This is a genomic window from Cupriavidus sp. SIMBA_020, assembly GCF_046535395.1.
Taxonomy (GTDB): Bacteria; Pseudomonadota; Gammaproteobacteria; order Burkholderiales; family Burkholderiaceae; genus Cupriavidus; species Cupriavidus campinensis.
The window spans coordinates 83,294-96,276 of the sequence record NZ_JAWRWU010000006.1; the positions used below are offsets into that span (position 1 = coordinate 83,294).

The window sequence follows — 12,983 nt, forward strand, 5'->3', positions numbered from 1 at the left end:
CGATCCCGCCTACGGCAGCTGCCGCAGCTGGCCGATCACGGACATCAGCCGCCCGTGCGCCACGATGACCGACGATTCATCCTGCAACGCCTCCTGATAGCGCTTGCGAAACGCCTCGTCCCCGCGCTCGCTGAACAGCTTCTGCGCGGCGCCGGCCACGGCCCGGCAGGTATCGTCATGATGTTCGTCGCCCTCGAGTTCCTCGTCGATCTCGATGATGAGGCGCGACAGCGGGTCCAGCCAGCGAAAGAAAGATTCCTCGGTGACCAGCTGCACGAACTGCCCGGCCGGAATCGGACCGTGCAGACGCTCGTATTGAACACGGTCGTAGCCGATGACTTCCTTGTGCACCTGGAGCAATGCCGCGCGCAGGGCGCGCAGGCCTAAGCGGCGGGTTTCCTGGGTGGCAAGGAACTGTTCGCTGGGCATGCCTTTTCTCCACATTCCTGTTCCGGGACAGGGCGTGTCGACATGACCCGTCGGCGGGGTCCTCCCGGGAACCGCCATCGCCTGCCCGATCGTTTTCGGTGTTGCATCGCCATGCGGCATGACATGGCGTCTGCGAGAGTCAAGTATAGGAAGCGAGCGTGGCGCAGACCAGCGCGCAAGCCTAGCGAGATACCCGTATTGCGGCCCTGCGGCAAACCGTGGCGGCCATGTGGGTGAGCCTGAAACAAGATGCCGATGCTGCGATGCAAGGCGCTGTTCAGGCACCCGGCTCCTGCAACGGTGCACCCGTTGTGGCGACGATTTCCTCGGGGGAAGGATGGGCGCGCGCGGTCAGCCGCAGGCGCGCGAGCAGCGGAAGATGATCGGACGCCAGGCGCGTCAGCGCGCTGCGATGGCCTGCCACCGACACCAGGTGCGCGCGTGGCGAAGTCCAGATCCGGTCCAGCGCGAGGAAGGGCCAGCGCGACGGAAATGTCGAGACATGGGGCGTGCGTTCGAAGTACGCATGCAGCCAGCGCAGCGGCCTTCCCCACAGGAACCACTCGTTCACATCGCCGAGCAGGATGGTGGGCTGCTCGGGCGCCTCCGCCAGCGCGGTGAGCAGGCGGCGCACCTGCCAGCGCCGCTCGCCGGGCATCAGGCCGAGGTGCGTGGCAATCACGCGCAGCGCGAAGGTGTCGTGCTCCACGGCGTTGCATTCGAGCATGGCGTCGATGGCGCCGCGCGGCTCGTGCCCCTTCACGCTGAGGTCGATATGGCGGATGCGCAGCGGCTGGTAGCGCGTGAGCAGGCCGTTGCCGTAGTCGCCGTCCTCGCGGACCAGCGTGGGGCCGGGAATGGCGTGCAGGCCGGTGTGCGCGGCGAGGAAGCGCAGCATGTCGAAGCCGGTGGTGCGCGACTCCACCTCCTGCAGGGCGATCAGGTCTGCGCGCAGTTCCGTCACCACATCCGCGATGCGCTTTGGCACGAAATGCCCATCGGTGCCCACCCCGCCGTGGATGTTGTAGCTGGCCACGGCGATGTCGGCATGCAGTGACCCCGAGGGGTCTTGGGGGAAAGGCAATGGCGCGTGCATCAGGCCCCCTCGCGCGAGGGCGCGCTGGTGCAGGCTGGCGGGTGCCGCGCCGCCGCAGTCGCAGTCGCAGTGGCTGCCGCATGGCGTTCGGCGTTGGCTGCGCGCTCCCGACGCTTGCGCCGCCGGCGCAGCAGCACCGCCACGGTGATCGGAATCAGCAGCACCAGCGCCAGCAGGGCGAAGGTGCCCGCGCCTGGGTCCTTGGCCACGGCGGCAATCCGGTCCACCAGCGAGGCGGTGATGAGAATGCCCGGCGTCATGCCGATGGCGGTGCCGAGCAGGCAATCCCGCAGCCGGATGCGCGACGCGCCCACCACCAGGTTGACCAGCGTGAACGGCGCCACCGGCACGAGCCGCAGCACCACCATCGCCAGCACGCCATGCTGCCGCACCTTGTGGCTCAGCCGGTTCAGCCGGCGTCCGCCCAGGCGCCGCACCGCATGGCGGCCCAGCAGGCGGCCCGCCGTGTAGCCACCGGCGGCACTCAGCACCGTGCCACACAGCGCCAGCACCGCGCCATACCACGGCCCGAACACCACCAGCGTGACCACGATCAACAGCGTTACCGGAAACATCACCAGTCCACCTGCCACGAAAGCGGCCATCATCGCGCCCGGGGCAAACGGCATGTCGCGCACGTGCTCGACCATGGTCAGCAGATGGCGGAAGTCGGCCCATTCGCGCAGCGGCGTGTAGCGCCACGCGAAGGCCATGCCGCCCAGCACGAGCACCAGCAGCACGAATACCGCCACGCGGTTGGCCGCGTGGGGGCGGGCCTCGTGGCTGACGAACTCGCCCATGATCTGATCGCTGTCAATGGGTTCGATGGGGTCCAGCAGCCGCGCATCGGGCAGCGCGGCGTCCACTTCGTCCGGCACGGTCGGCGAGAATCGCTCCAGCGTGCGGCCGTCGCTGCGGTGCAGGGTCTCGATGGCGGCGTGCAGGCCGCCGGCGTCCGCCAGCGCGGCGTCGAGCTCGTCCGGCGTGACGGCGAGGTGCTCGCTCAGCAGCTGCCCGCGCATCGCCCGGATGCCGGCAGCGATCTTGGGATCGCCATTGGCTTCCACCACGAGGTTGCATTCGGTATCGAGCCCGAACGAGCGATTGCTGAGATTGGCCGACCCGATCGTCAGCAGCTGGTCGTCCACCACCATGACCTTGCTGTGGACGTTGACACAGGCATCGCCAAGGTCCGGCACATGCGGGCAGTACAGGTGGAACCGCGCGTGCGCGTCCGCGCCGCGCAGGCGCCGGCAGAGCCGTGCGCGCAGCACCCCCATGCTCGCTTCCTCCAGCCAGCCGCTCTCGGTGCGCCGGGACACCAGCGCAATCTCGGGCCCCTCGGGCTCGCGCAGGCGCTTGGTGAACGCATCGGCAATCAGGCCGGAACTGAAATACTGGTTCTCGAGGTAGATGCCCTGGCGTGCCGCGCCGATGGCATCCAGATACAGCTCGCGGATCTCCGACACGCCGGGCTCGTCCTCGCAAGCCGGCGAGGTCCGGCTGATGCCGACGTCCACATTGGTCAGATCGGGTGCGATGCTCTCCGGCCACGCATCCCCCAGCGGCCGGTCCGGCACACGCGGCTGGCGGCCCGTGGCGCGCAGCCAGCGCGCCGCCGCCAGGTCGCCCAGCGCAGCGGCGGCATCGCCATCGACCACGCACTGCACGTCATGGAAGGGCGGGTAGGGCTTGCCGTCCAGATCCACGCGGCGCGGGTCGTCGCCCAGATGATGATGGGTGTCCCAGCGCCGGATGGTCAGGTCCAGCCCGCCCACGAAGGCCACCTGATGATCGACCACGACCACCTTCTGATGATGCGAGGCCCCGGGCGGATGGTTGCCATCGAGCCGGAAAGACAGCCGCCGATGGGTCTGCCAATGCATCTTGGCGGACGGCAGCCACTCGCGCTCCAGCGCGAACACCATCGCGAAATCCCAGCTCAGCACGTAGATCCGCAGGCCGCGCTGGCGTTTGCACAGCGCGTTCAGGAAGTCGCGCAGCGTGGGCGGCAGGCCATCGGCATGGTCCCCGCCGCCCGGGGTCATCACCATCCGGCTGTCGATATCCCAGCCGAGGATGAACACGCTGTGCGTGGCCTTGGCCAGCGCCTCACGGAGTGCGGAAAAGTACGCATCGGCATCCACCAGCATCGAAAAACGCTGGCACGGCTCCACCCGCCAGCAGTTGTGGCCGGGGCGCAGGAGCGGGGCATTGGGAAGGGCGTCGGGCATCACCCGGCCACAGGCGCAAGTTTTGTACCGGATGGGGCGTTGGCGCCAGGACTGGCTTCCGAGGGTGGCTGCCCGCTGTTGCCGGTGTGCGCCTTACTCGGCTTTGTAATTCTGACAATCGATGGCGAGCGCTTCAGCGCGCCGCGCCGCCTCACGCCAAGCCCCCGGCGGCAGGCCGAAGCGGCGGGCAAACGCACGCGTAAAGGTGGTCTGGTCGGGATAGCCGACGCCGAAGGCGATGTCGGCCAGCGGCATCGTGCCGGCCATCAGCCACTGCACGGCCTGATCCAGGCGCAGGCGGGTCTGGTAGCCGTGCGGGGTGTCGCCGAAGGCTTCGCAGAACAGCGTATGGAAGTGGCGGGCGCCCCAGCCGAAGCGGCTGGCGAGTTGGTCGGCGCGCGGCGGCTCGGCGAGGCTGGCGCGCAGGCAGGCGTCGATCGCCAACACCGGGAAGCGGGCGGCGTCGTGCCGGGCGAGATCCTGGCCGAGCGAGGTGGCCAGATTGCCAGCCAGGATGGCCGCGCGCTGCCAGTCGTGCTGCGGCGGGGCGCCCGGGCGGGTTTTGGGGATGGCGACGAGCGTGCGCACCTGGGCGGCGAGTGGGCCGTCCAGCGCAAAGGTGCGGGGGCGGGCCATCAGCCGGGCCGGGAGGGCCACGGAGCTGGCCGGGAAGTCGGCCACCAGTTGCAGGTTTTCGGTCAGGCCCACGCAGACATGGTGTTCGCCGCCGGGCACGACGAGGCCGTGTTCGGCATCCACGCGATAGGCGTGACCGTCGATCTCCAGTTCGATGGCGCCGTCCACGCCGAACAGCAACTGGTGGTAGTCGTGCGCATGGCCGAGCGGCTGCGGCTGGAACCGCCGGGGCTCGACCAGCGGGGCGGCGTGATCAGCGCGCTTCGGCACGTTGCGTCCGTCCCTGGGTCTGGCACAGCCACACGCCGGCGCCGGCCACCGCCATGCCGAGCCACTGGAGCGGCACCAGATGGTCGCCAAACAGCAGGGCGGCCTGCACGGCGGCCAGTGGCGGGGCCAGGAACATCAGCGCGGCGGCGTTGGCGGCGCGTCCGCGGCGCACCAGCGCCAGCAGCAGCCACGTGCCGAGTCCCGACAGCACCAGCGCGGCATAAGCCAGCGAGGCCCAGAGCGTGGCGCCTGGCTCCCAGTGCAGCGCACCCGGGCCGCCATTGACCATGACCAGCGTGCCGGCCACGAGCATCGCGCCGGCATTCTGCCAGGCCGAGCTGGCGCGAATGTCGGCCTTGGCGATAGAGGTCTTCTGCAACAGCGTACCCATGGTGATGGAAACAATGGCCAGCAGGCCGACCAGCACGATCCACGGCGACACCGCGTGTGGCGCGCCGGCCCGCATCGCCGGCAGCACGACCAGCCCCACGCCGGCCGCGCCGAGCGCGAGCCCGCGCCAGGTGCGCATCGAAGGTAGCTCTTTTAATAGGGGGATGGCAAGCAGCGCGGTCAGCAGCGGCTGCAGGGCGCCCAGCAGCGCCATCACGGACGGCGACAGGCCGTGCGCCACGGCGCCGTAACCGGCACACAGGTAGATGCCCTGCATCAGCGCGCCGGCCAGCAGGTGGCGCGGCACCTCGCGCGGGGCCGGCCACGCCGCGCCGGACAGCAGCGCCGCCAGCATAAACATCAGCCCGGCCAGCGCGAAGCGGGCGAGCAGGAACAGGCTGGTGTCGGCCACGGGCACGACCGCCTTGCCGACGATAAAGCCGGTGGACCAGATCAGGACGAAAGCCAGGCCAGGCAGCCAGGCGGGCAGGGGGCGCGACATGGGAGCAGTACTCGATCAGATTCCGGGGCGGCCGGCATTGGCCGCAATTGGGGGGATTGTCTGGCAGCGTAGCGGGGCGGAAATCGGCTGTCTTGGCGATTCCTGCAATCGGCGGCGGGCCGATGCCATCGATCATCGGACAAATCCGATAGACCTCATGGACAATAAGCGCCTCGTCCCCGTCTTTCGGCCCCGATTGGGCCGCTTCCTGCCATGCAACCGACCGCGCCCCATCACCGCCTGATCCAGGACCTCGGCCTTGTGCCCCATCCGGAGGGGGGATTCTACCGGGAGACGTACCGGGACGCCGCGCGGGTCCGCCGGGCCGATGGCGCGGCGCGCTCGGCCTCCACGGCCATCTATTACCTGCTCTGCGATGACGCGTATTCGGCGTGGCACCGCATCCGCGCGGACGAAGGCTGGCATTTCTACGCCGGCGGGCCGCTCGACGTGCATGTGATCGATGGCGCAGGCCGGCTGCACACCCACCACCTCGGCAACCCCCTGCACGACGCCGGCACCGCGTTTCAGACGGTGGTGCCGGCCGGCTGCTGGTTCGCGGCCGAGCGCGTGGCGGGCTACGCCGGCGGCTATTCGCTGGTGGGCTGCACGGTGGCGCCCGGGTTCGAGTTCAGCGAGTTCGAACTGGCCGACGCGGCGGCGCTGGCCGCCGCCCATCCGGACCACGCCGAGGTCATCGCCCGGCTGGCGCCCCGGCCCCCCAAGCAGCCCCCGTCGCGGCCCCCGTCGCGGCCACGGCAAGGCTGACCGCCTCGATCCCTACGTTCGCCGGCAAGTTTTACGCGTAGCAGGTGCGCCCCGCCCCCGCCGCGCGCCGATGTTGCGGCGCCGGGCGGGTCGGGAACGGCTTTTGCAGAACCGGTCCACGGACCCGTTTTCGCATGTCCGCTACCTACCCCGCAAAACCCCACAGAACGAGGAGTCATCATGGATAAATCCAAGATCCCGGTCGGCCAGCGCCCGGCCCTGAGCCTGTTGCTGGACGACCACCGCGCCGTCAAGAAGCTGTTCAAGCAGTTCGAGGAAGCCAAACAGGACAGCGCCAAGCAGTCGATTGCGGCGGAAACCTGCCACGCGCTGACCATTCACGCCCAGATCGAGGAAGAGATCTTCTACCCGGCCCTGCGCGGGGTTTCGGACAAGATCGACGACATGCTGGATGAAGCCAAGGTGGAGCACATGGTGGCCAAGGCGTTGATCGCGAAGATCGAGTCTGGCGACAAGGACATGCTCGACGCCAACTACAAGGTGCTGACCGAGTACGTCGGGCACCACGTGGAGGAAGAGGAAGGCGAGCTGTTCAAGGCCGTGATCCAGGCCAAGATCGACCTGAAGGCCGTGGCGGCGCAGCTTGAGGAGCGCAAGCACGAGCTGGAAGGCGTGACGGTCTGACCCTCGGCGCGGAGAGAAAAAGGCCCATCCATGACGGATGGGCCTTTCTTAGGGTTGCGATACGTGGTGTTTAATCCGCTTTTTCGCCTTCAACCCTGATTCGCGAGCAGATCGGCCAGCTCATCGGCGTGTTCTTCCTCCACGGCCAGGATCTCTTCCATCATGCGGCGTGTGGTCGGGTCCTTGTCGCCCAGGTACTGGACGATCTCGCGATAGCTGTCGATCGCGATCCGCTCGGCCACGAGGTTCTCGCGGATCATGCTGGCGAGGTCGTCCCCCTCGCTGTACTCCGAATGGCTGCGCGTCAGCAGGCCGTCCGGCGACAGGTTGGGCTCGCCGCCCAGCTGGACGATGCGCTCGGCGATCTGGTCGGCGTGGCCTTGCTCCTCGTTGGAATGTGCGAGGAATTCGTCGGCAACGCTCTTCGAGTTCGGGCCCTTGGCCATGAAATAGTGGCGGCGATAGCGCAGCACACAGACGATTTCCGTGGCGAGTGCGGTATTGAGCAACTCGATCACGGTGTTGCGGTCGCCATCGTAGCCCTCGGTGACGGCGCCGTCTTCGATCTTCTTGCGGGCACGTTCGCGCAGGGTCTTGATGTCGGTGAGGAAGGGTTGGGATTGCATTGTGATGGACTCCTTTGCCAACCGTGAGCGGGGACTTGTAGGGGGACAGACGTGGGGAATTGGTGCGTATCTATCTTAGAGTTCCGCACACGCCGCGCGGCGTCAGCCCGTGCCCCATTCTGCTATCGGGTTCGGTCCTACAACCCGCCAGCGGCCTGCCAATCGGCATGCAGTTCGGGGCGGGATTTGCGGGGAGTGGGAGATCAGTAGCCCGAACGGCTGTAACCCGGGTTGTAACCCTGGTCGTAACCCTGGTCGTAACCCCGCTGGTAGGGCGCGTACTCGACCTGCCCGTAGCCCACCGGGGCAGCCGGCGCGCATGGCACGTAGGCACGCTGGTAGTTGCTGTAGCAGTAGCCCGGCGGCACCTGCGGGGCGGCGTAGGCCACCGGTTGCGGCGGCGCGTAGACCGGCGCCGGCGCAGCTACCACGGGCTGGCTGTAGACCGCCGCGCCGATGGCCAGCGCCGCGATGGCGCCCACGGCCAGCGCAGCCACCGCGCCGTCTGACCCGCCGCCACCGTGATGGCGGCCGCGGGCCGACGCCGGCCCGGCGGCCAGCATGGCGGCGCAGAGAACGGCAATACCGGTGTAACGAATCGATTGGCGCATGTCGGGCTCCTTGTCGGCCGATGATCGGCCTTGCTCGATGGGAGCCATCATGCCCTGCGGCGCATTACAGTGGGTTACGCCATGGTGAGCAGATGTTACGGCTGCAACATCTGGCGCGGCTTTGGCGCGAGTTACTCGCTGGCTTCGGCCAGGAACCAGGCGCGGCGCTGGGCTTCGTCGATCCAGTTCTCCAGCAGGCTCGCGGTGGCCACGTCGCCGTGGTCGTCGCAGACGCCATGGGCGTCGAGCATGATTGCGGCCAGTTGCAGATTGTCGGCGCGAAGTTCCGCCAGCATGTCGCGCGGAGCCACGCGGTCGGCGTCGTTGTCGCGCAGGCGCTGCTGGCGGGTCACGTCGCCGATGGAGCGCAGCGTGGTGGTGCCGAGCTTGCGCACCCGCTCGGCGATGTCGTCGGTGATGGCGAAGATCTGCGCCGACTGCTCGTCGAGCATCAGGTGGTAGTCGCGGAAGTGCGGGCCGGACATGTGCCAGTGGAAGTTCTTGGTCTTCAGGTAGAGCGCGAAGACATCGGCGAGCAGCGGGTTCAGGTGCGCGGCGATGGCGGCGACGCCCTTGGCGTCCGGGACGGACGGGGCGACGGTGGCGGTGACGAGGGAGGGCGCGGGCATCATGGCTCCTGGCGATCGGGAAACATTCGGGGGAATCCGGGCAAGGCTCGGGGTGTCTTGCCGCCATGATCGGGCTGCATGCCGCGCCGCCGTTGCCGCCCGGCCCCGGAATTGTCGATAACGCACGCTGGCGCGCCGGGCCGGGGGGGAGCCGGGCCAGACTATACATACATATAGTTACGCCGCCGGAGCGGGCCTCGTATCATGCCTGCACGCATCCCGGCATGTCGCTCCGGGCATCGCTGCGTGTTTCAGTCGGGTCGAGGTAGTCGCTTTGCACAACAAACAGTTACTGGCCATCGTCGACGACGATGACTCTGTCCGGGTCGCCACATCGCGCCTGGTTCGCTCCCTGGGGTGGGAAGTCATCCTTTTCGACACCGCCACGGCGTTCCTGAACTCCGGCTGTGCGGCCGAGGTGGATTGCGTGATCTCCGATGTCCAGATGCCCGGCATCACCGGCATCGAGATGCATCGCCGGCTGACCGAAGCCGGCGTACACGTGCCCGTGATCTTCATCACCGCGTTTTCCGTGGAAGCCACGCGCAGGCAGGCGATGATGAACGGTGCGCTGTCCTTCCTCAGCAAGCCGGTGGACGGTGCCGCGCTGCAGGCGTGCCTGGACCGGATCGGCAAGGCGGCACCCAACGCATAAGTGCCGTACCCTGCCGTACGTCACTTCTGCCACCTGCTATGTATAATTCCTGCGCACACATCCAAGGTGGATCGATGGCACATCCGTGCCCGCCCGCACCACGACTGTGCACGCGACCGCCCCGCAAGACACTGCCGACGGCCAGCGGTAGTTGAAACCGCGAAGTCCCCCGAGGAGCCACCCCGAGCATGTCCCAGCCAACCGCCGTGCACAGGCCGAAATCCGAGAATCCGCGCGCGCTGCTGGCCCTGGCGGCCCTGCTGACGCTGGCGATTTTCCTGATCGATATCCTGACGCCGCTGACGATTGCCGTGGCGGTGCTCTATGTTGTGGTCGTGCTGCTGGTGGCCGCCACCGGCTCGCAGCAGGCCACGCTGTATTCGGCCATCGGCTGCGCCGTACTGACCATCTTCGCCTTCCTGTTTCAGCGCACGGTCACCGAGGACGCCGGCCCGCTGGCGCGCTGCGTGTTCAGCCTGCTGGCGGTGGCCAGTACCTCGCTACTGGCCATGCGCAATCTTGCCAAGACGGCCCAGCTGCAGGAAGAGATGCAGATCCGCGCCACGGCCGAGGCGGCGCTCGCGCGCAGCGAAGCCTTCCTGGCGGAAGCGCAGCAGCTGAGCCAGACCGGCAGTATTGCCATGCGCGTGCCCGACGACACCATGACGTGGTCCGACGAGGCCTACCGGATCTTCGGCTACGACCGCACCGTGACGCCCGCCGCGGACCTGATCCTGGCACGCGCCCATCCGGAAGACCTGCCGCTGGTGGTCTCAGTGCGCGACCAGATGCGCCGGGGCGCACCGCTGATCGACGTGCGGCATCGGCTGCGCATGCCGGACGGTACGATCAAGCACGTGCACCTGGTGTCGCGCCGGCGCGCGGCGGCGCCGGACTATACCGAATACGTGGGCGCGCTGATGGATATCACCACGGCCGTCCAGACCCAGCAGGCGCTGCAGCGCACCTCCACCGAACTCGCGCATGTGATGCGCATGACCACGCTGGGCGAGCTCGCGGCGTCCATCGCCCACGAGGTGACGCAGCCGATTGCGGCCATCGTCACCTGTGGGGATTCCGCGCTGCGCTGGCTGAACCGGCCGCAACCGGACGTCGGCGAGGCCACCCAGTCCATCGACCAGATGATCCGCGATGCACGGCGCTCCAGCGACATCATCCGGCAGATCCGCTCGATGGCGCAGAAGCGCGATCCGGTCTACGCCGAGACTGCGCTTGACAGCCTGGTGCGGGAATCGATCGAACTGATGCGCCGCGAGCTGCAGGATCACCATGTGGAATCGGTGATCGACCTGACGCTTCCGGACGCGATGATCTGCGGCGACCGCGTGCAGCTTCAGCAGGTGCTGATCAACCTGCTGATGAACGCGGTGCAGGCAATGGAAGGCGCTGGCCGTCCCCGCAGGCTCTGGGTCAACACCGCGCTGGCCGAGTCGCGCCAGGTGCAGGTCACCGTGCGGGACGCCGGCAAGGGCATCGCGCCGGAAGATGCCGACCGGCTGTTCAGCGCGTTCTTCACCACCAAGGCCGAGGGCATGGGCATGGGCCTGTCGATCTGCCGCTCCATCGTGGAGGCGCACGGGGGCCGCATCTGGGCCGACTCGCCGCCCGAGGGCGGCGCGGCCTTCCACATCATGCTGCCGTTGCATCTGGCCGATGCGGCGGACGGCGAATGCGCGGCGCTTCGGCACGCCGCGGAAGCAGGGAGCGAACATGGGCAATGAGTCGGGCGCCGCCAACGAGGTGGCAGGTGGCGTGGTCTATGTGGTGGATGACGACGAGTCGATGCGGGTTGCTGTGGCGATGCTGCTGCGCTCCGTGGGCCACCAGGTGCAGACATTTGCCTCCGCGCAGGAATTCCTGGCGTGCGAGCGGCCCGATACGCCAAGCTGCCTGATCCTCGATGTCCGGCTCAAGGGCCTGAGCGGCCTGGCCGTGCAGGAGCAGATCGGCGCGGGCCAGATCAGCATTCCCATCGTCTTCATGACGGCGCATGGCGACATCGCCATGTCGGTCAAGGCGATGAAGGCGGGCGCGACGGACTTCCTCGCCAAGCCGTTCCGGGACCAGGACATGCTGGACGCCGTGAACAGCGCCCTGGCGCGCGACGCGCAGCGGCGCGTGGCCGACCAGTCGAGCGCGGACTTGCGCCAGCGCTATGCCACGCTGACCCAGCGTGAACGGGAAGTCATGGCCCAGGTGGTGCGCGGGCTGATGAACAAGCAGATCGCGGCGAACCTGGGCCTGAGCGAGATCACGGTGAAGATCCACCGCGGCCAGGCCATGAAGAAGATGGGTTCGCGCTCGCTGGCCGACTTCGTGCTGAAGGCCGAAGCGCTCGGGATGACGTCCGACGCTTCGCAGTAAGCCGTCGCGTCAGGCCGGCCCCCACGCCGAGATCAGGGCCGCCATGCCGCAGCAGGCGGTGCAGACCCCAATCCAGCAGCAAATCAGCTTGCGTTCGCGCCACGTGATATGGGCGGGATAGGACACGTGCTGGGCGGGCATCGTCGAGGTCTGGATGGGCATGATGGGCTCCGGGGGCCTGGACTCAGGCGTCCGACTTCTCGGGCGAGGCCGAGACACCGGTCAGGTCGCGCCCGGCCAGTTGCAGCCTGGCGGCGGCATCCACGGATTGATCGAAGCGCGCGCCATCGGTGTACGGGTCGCGCGGCGAATCCACGCGGGCGCCATCGGTGTAGGGGTCGCGCGGCGAATCGACGCGGGCACCATCGGTGTACGGGTCACGCGGCGAGCTGACGCTGGCGTGGGCCACGGTGGCGAAGCTGCCGAGGCTGCCCAGCACGAGCAGGGCGGTTGCGGCGAGGGTGCGTTGGGTGCGTTGGGTGCGTGTGGTCATGGGAATCTCTCCATCAGTGAGGGTGCAGCTTTTGGTTTCCTGGCGGCGCGCCGCGCATTGCCGGCTGCCTGGAATCAAGCTTAGAGACTCACGCCCCGGAAATCATTTGTACATCCGTCGCCGCCGATAGCGCATTCGTTGCGCGGCCTCATCCTTAGGTTTAACTCGCCGCAACGGCGGCCACCACGGACTGCGCCAGCAGGACTTCGGCCAGGATCATCGCATCGGCATTGCGCGCACGGGGGCGCTGCGGCCGGGGCTTGTAGATGGCATCGCCGGGCTCGATCTCGCGGCCGCTCATGGCGCAGAAGCCCGCCACGCGCGCGAAGGCGGTGCCCCATTGCTGCTCGCCGTAGCGGCAGTGGGTGGCATCGTTCCACGACAGCACGGCGGTGTGCGCATCGGGCAGGTCGATGATGCGGATCAGCACGCCGGCCAGGTCCTGGCGGCCGCAGCGATGGTAGGACATGGCGCTGCCGGCGGGCTGGTCGGGCTGCGCAAACAGCAGCCCGAGTGCCTGCTGCCAGGGGTCGGGGCGGTTGCGCGTCGGCGCAACCTGGTCTGTCACGAGGTTGTCTGCAAGCATGATGGGGCTCCGGGTTGAGGGCGACGGC

The 12,983-nt window shown here is 68.2% G+C and carries 16 protein-coding genes; 5 read left to right on the top strand and 11 right to left on the bottom strand.

Annotation, left to right across the window (positions count from 1 at the left end; all coding sequences use genetic code 11):
• Positions 1-9: 9 nt before the first annotated feature.
• The 5 genes from SB751_RS13760 to SB751_RS13780 form a co-directional block, all read right to left on the bottom strand.
• Entirely contained in the window at positions 10-429 is a 420-nt protein-coding gene (locus SB751_RS13760; protein WP_144198279.1) for a hypothetical protein, read from the bottom strand.
• Between the two features lie 277 nt (positions 430-706).
• Positions 707-1,513, bottom strand: coding sequence for an endonuclease/exonuclease/phosphatase family protein (locus SB751_RS13765; RefSeq protein ID WP_410748132.1), 807 nt, complete (start codon positions 1,511-1,513; stop codon positions 707-709).
• Between the two features lie 11 nt (positions 1,514-1,524).
• Positions 1,525-3,759: a VTT domain-containing protein gene (locus SB751_RS13770; protein ID WP_410748133.1), complete on the bottom strand. Its 2,235-nt coding sequence runs from the start codon at positions 3,757-3,759 to the stop codon at positions 1,525-1,527.
• 93 nt (positions 3,760-3,852) lie between these two features.
• Positions 3,853-4,665, bottom strand: a complete 813-nt coding sequence (locus tag SB751_RS13775; RefSeq protein WP_211942627.1) for a helix-turn-helix transcriptional regulator — start codon at positions 4,663-4,665, stop codon at positions 3,853-3,855.
• On the bottom strand, positions 4,649-5,557 hold the full coding sequence (locus tag SB751_RS13780; RefSeq protein ID WP_211942626.1) for a DMT family transporter: 909 nt from the start codon (positions 5,555-5,557) through the stop codon (positions 4,649-4,651). The genes SB751_RS13775 and SB751_RS13780 overlap by 17 nt, the downstream gene beginning before the upstream one ends.
• Positions 5,558-5,770: 213 nt before the next feature.
• On the opposite strand from SB751_RS13780, the gene SB751_RS13785 reads away from it, so the two are divergent.
• The gene (locus SB751_RS13785; RefSeq protein WP_144198284.1) at positions 5,771-6,325 is read left to right on the top strand and encodes a cupin domain-containing protein; all 555 of its coding nucleotides are present in this window, start codon (positions 5,771-5,773) and stop codon (positions 6,323-6,325) included.
• Between the two features lie 180 nt (positions 6,326-6,505).
• Positions 6,506-6,970 carry a hemerythrin domain-containing protein gene (locus SB751_RS13790; protein WP_144198285.1) on the top strand — a complete coding sequence of 155 codons (465 nt, stop codon included), beginning with the start codon at positions 6,506-6,508 and terminating at the stop codon, positions 6,968-6,970.
• Between the two features lie 89 nt (positions 6,971-7,059).
• On the opposite strand, the gene SB751_RS13795 is transcribed toward SB751_RS13790, so the two are convergent.
• The 3 genes from SB751_RS13795 to SB751_RS13805 form a co-directional block, all read right to left on the bottom strand.
• Positions 7,060-7,596 (bottom strand): bacterioferritin, encoded by a 537-nt coding sequence (locus SB751_RS13795; RefSeq protein WP_410748134.1) that lies wholly within the window; start codon positions 7,594-7,596, stop codon positions 7,060-7,062.
• A gap of 203 nt (positions 7,597-7,799) precedes the next feature.
• Positions 7,800-8,207 (bottom strand): mechanosensitive ion channel protein MscS, encoded by a 408-nt coding sequence (locus tag SB751_RS13800; protein ID WP_410748135.1) that lies wholly within the window; start codon positions 8,205-8,207, stop codon positions 7,800-7,802.
• Between the two features lie 131 nt (positions 8,208-8,338).
• Positions 8,339-8,836 carry a Dps family protein gene (locus tag SB751_RS13805; protein WP_211942674.1) on the bottom strand — a complete coding sequence of 166 codons (498 nt, stop codon included), beginning with the start codon at positions 8,834-8,836 and terminating at the stop codon, positions 8,339-8,341.
• Between the two features lie 274 nt (positions 8,837-9,110).
• Here SB751_RS13805 and SB751_RS13810 point away from each other — a divergent pair, with 274 nt between their 5' ends.
• The 3 genes from SB751_RS13810 (at position 9,111) to SB751_RS13820 (ending at position 11,876) form a co-directional block, all read left to right on the top strand.
• On the top strand, positions 9,111-9,491 hold the full coding sequence (locus SB751_RS13810; protein ID WP_211942624.1) for a response regulator transcription factor: 381 nt from the start codon (positions 9,111-9,113) through the stop codon (positions 9,489-9,491).
• A 188-nt stretch (positions 9,492-9,679) separates the two neighbouring features.
• Complete coding sequence (locus tag SB751_RS13815) at positions 9,680-11,233, top strand: sensor histidine kinase (protein WP_144198290.1); 1,554 nt, start codon at positions 9,680-9,682, stop codon at positions 11,231-11,233.
• Complete coding sequence (locus tag SB751_RS13820) at positions 11,223-11,876, top strand: response regulator transcription factor (RefSeq protein ID WP_144198291.1); 654 nt, start codon at positions 11,223-11,225, stop codon at positions 11,874-11,876. Before SB751_RS13815 ends, SB751_RS13820 begins: the two co-directional genes overlap by 11 nt.
• Positions 11,877-11,885: 9 nt before the next feature.
• On the opposite strand, the gene SB751_RS13825 is transcribed toward SB751_RS13820, so the two are convergent.
• The 3 genes from SB751_RS13825 to SB751_RS13835 all read right to left on the bottom strand — a co-directional run bounded on the left by SB751_RS13825 (position 11,886) and on the right by SB751_RS13835 (position 12,955).
• Positions 11,886-12,038 (bottom strand): hypothetical protein, encoded by a 153-nt coding sequence (locus SB751_RS13825; RefSeq protein ID WP_186296848.1) that lies wholly within the window; start codon positions 12,036-12,038, stop codon positions 11,886-11,888.
• A gap of 22 nt (positions 12,039-12,060) precedes the next feature.
• Entirely contained in the window at positions 12,061-12,369 is a 309-nt protein-coding gene (locus tag SB751_RS13830) for a hypothetical protein (protein ID WP_144198292.1), read from the bottom strand.
• Positions 12,370-12,529: 160 nt separating this feature from the next.
• Complete coding sequence (locus SB751_RS13835) at positions 12,530-12,955, bottom strand: DUF3331 domain-containing protein (RefSeq protein ID WP_144198293.1); 426 nt, start codon at positions 12,953-12,955, stop codon at positions 12,530-12,532.
• Positions 12,956-12,983 lie beyond the last annotated feature (28 nt).

Coding starts and splice junctions, on each gene's coding strand:
- SB751_RS13760 (WP_144198279.1), bottom strand. CDS start 429: ATGCCCAGCGAACAGTTCCTTGCCACCCAGGAAACCCGCCGCTTAGGC.
- SB751_RS13770 (WP_410748133.1), bottom strand. CDS start 3,759: ATGCCCGACGCCCTTCCCAATGCCCCGCTCCTGCGCCCCGGCCACAAC.
- SB751_RS13780 (WP_211942626.1), bottom strand. CDS start 5,557: ATGTCGCGCCCCCTGCCCGCCTGGCTGCCTGGCCTGGCTTTCGTCCTG.
- SB751_RS13785 (WP_144198284.1), top strand. CDS start 5,771: ATGCAACCGACCGCGCCCCATCACCGCCTGATCCAGGACCTCGGCCTT.
- SB751_RS13790 (WP_144198285.1), top strand. CDS start 6,506: ATGGATAAATCCAAGATCCCGGTCGGCCAGCGCCCGGCCCTGAGCCTG.
- SB751_RS13795 (WP_410748134.1), bottom strand. CDS start 7,596: ATGCAATCCCAACCCTTCCTCACCGACATCAAGACCCTGCGCGAACGT.
- SB751_RS13800 (WP_410748135.1), bottom strand. CDS start 8,207: ATGCGCCAATCGATTCGTTACACCGGTATTGCCGTTCTCTGCGCCGCC.
- SB751_RS13805 (WP_211942674.1), bottom strand. CDS start 8,836: ATGCCCGCGCCCTCCCTCGTCACCGCCACCGTCGCCCCGTCCGTCCCG.
- SB751_RS13815 (WP_144198290.1), top strand. CDS start 9,680: ATGTCCCAGCCAACCGCCGTGCACAGGCCGAAATCCGAGAATCCGCGC.
- SB751_RS13820 (WP_144198291.1), top strand. CDS start 11,223: ATGGGCAATGAGTCGGGCGCCGCCAACGAGGTGGCAGGTGGCGTGGTC.
- SB751_RS13825 (WP_186296848.1), bottom strand. CDS start 12,038: ATGCCCATCCAGACCTCGACGATGCCCGCCCAGCACGTGTCCTATCCC.
- SB751_RS13830 (WP_144198292.1), bottom strand. CDS start 12,369: ATGACCACACGCACCCAACGCACCCAACGCACCCTCGCCGCAACCGCC.
- SB751_RS13835 (WP_144198293.1), bottom strand. CDS start 12,955: ATGCTTGCAGACAACCTCGTGACAGACCAGGTTGCGCCGACGCGCAAC.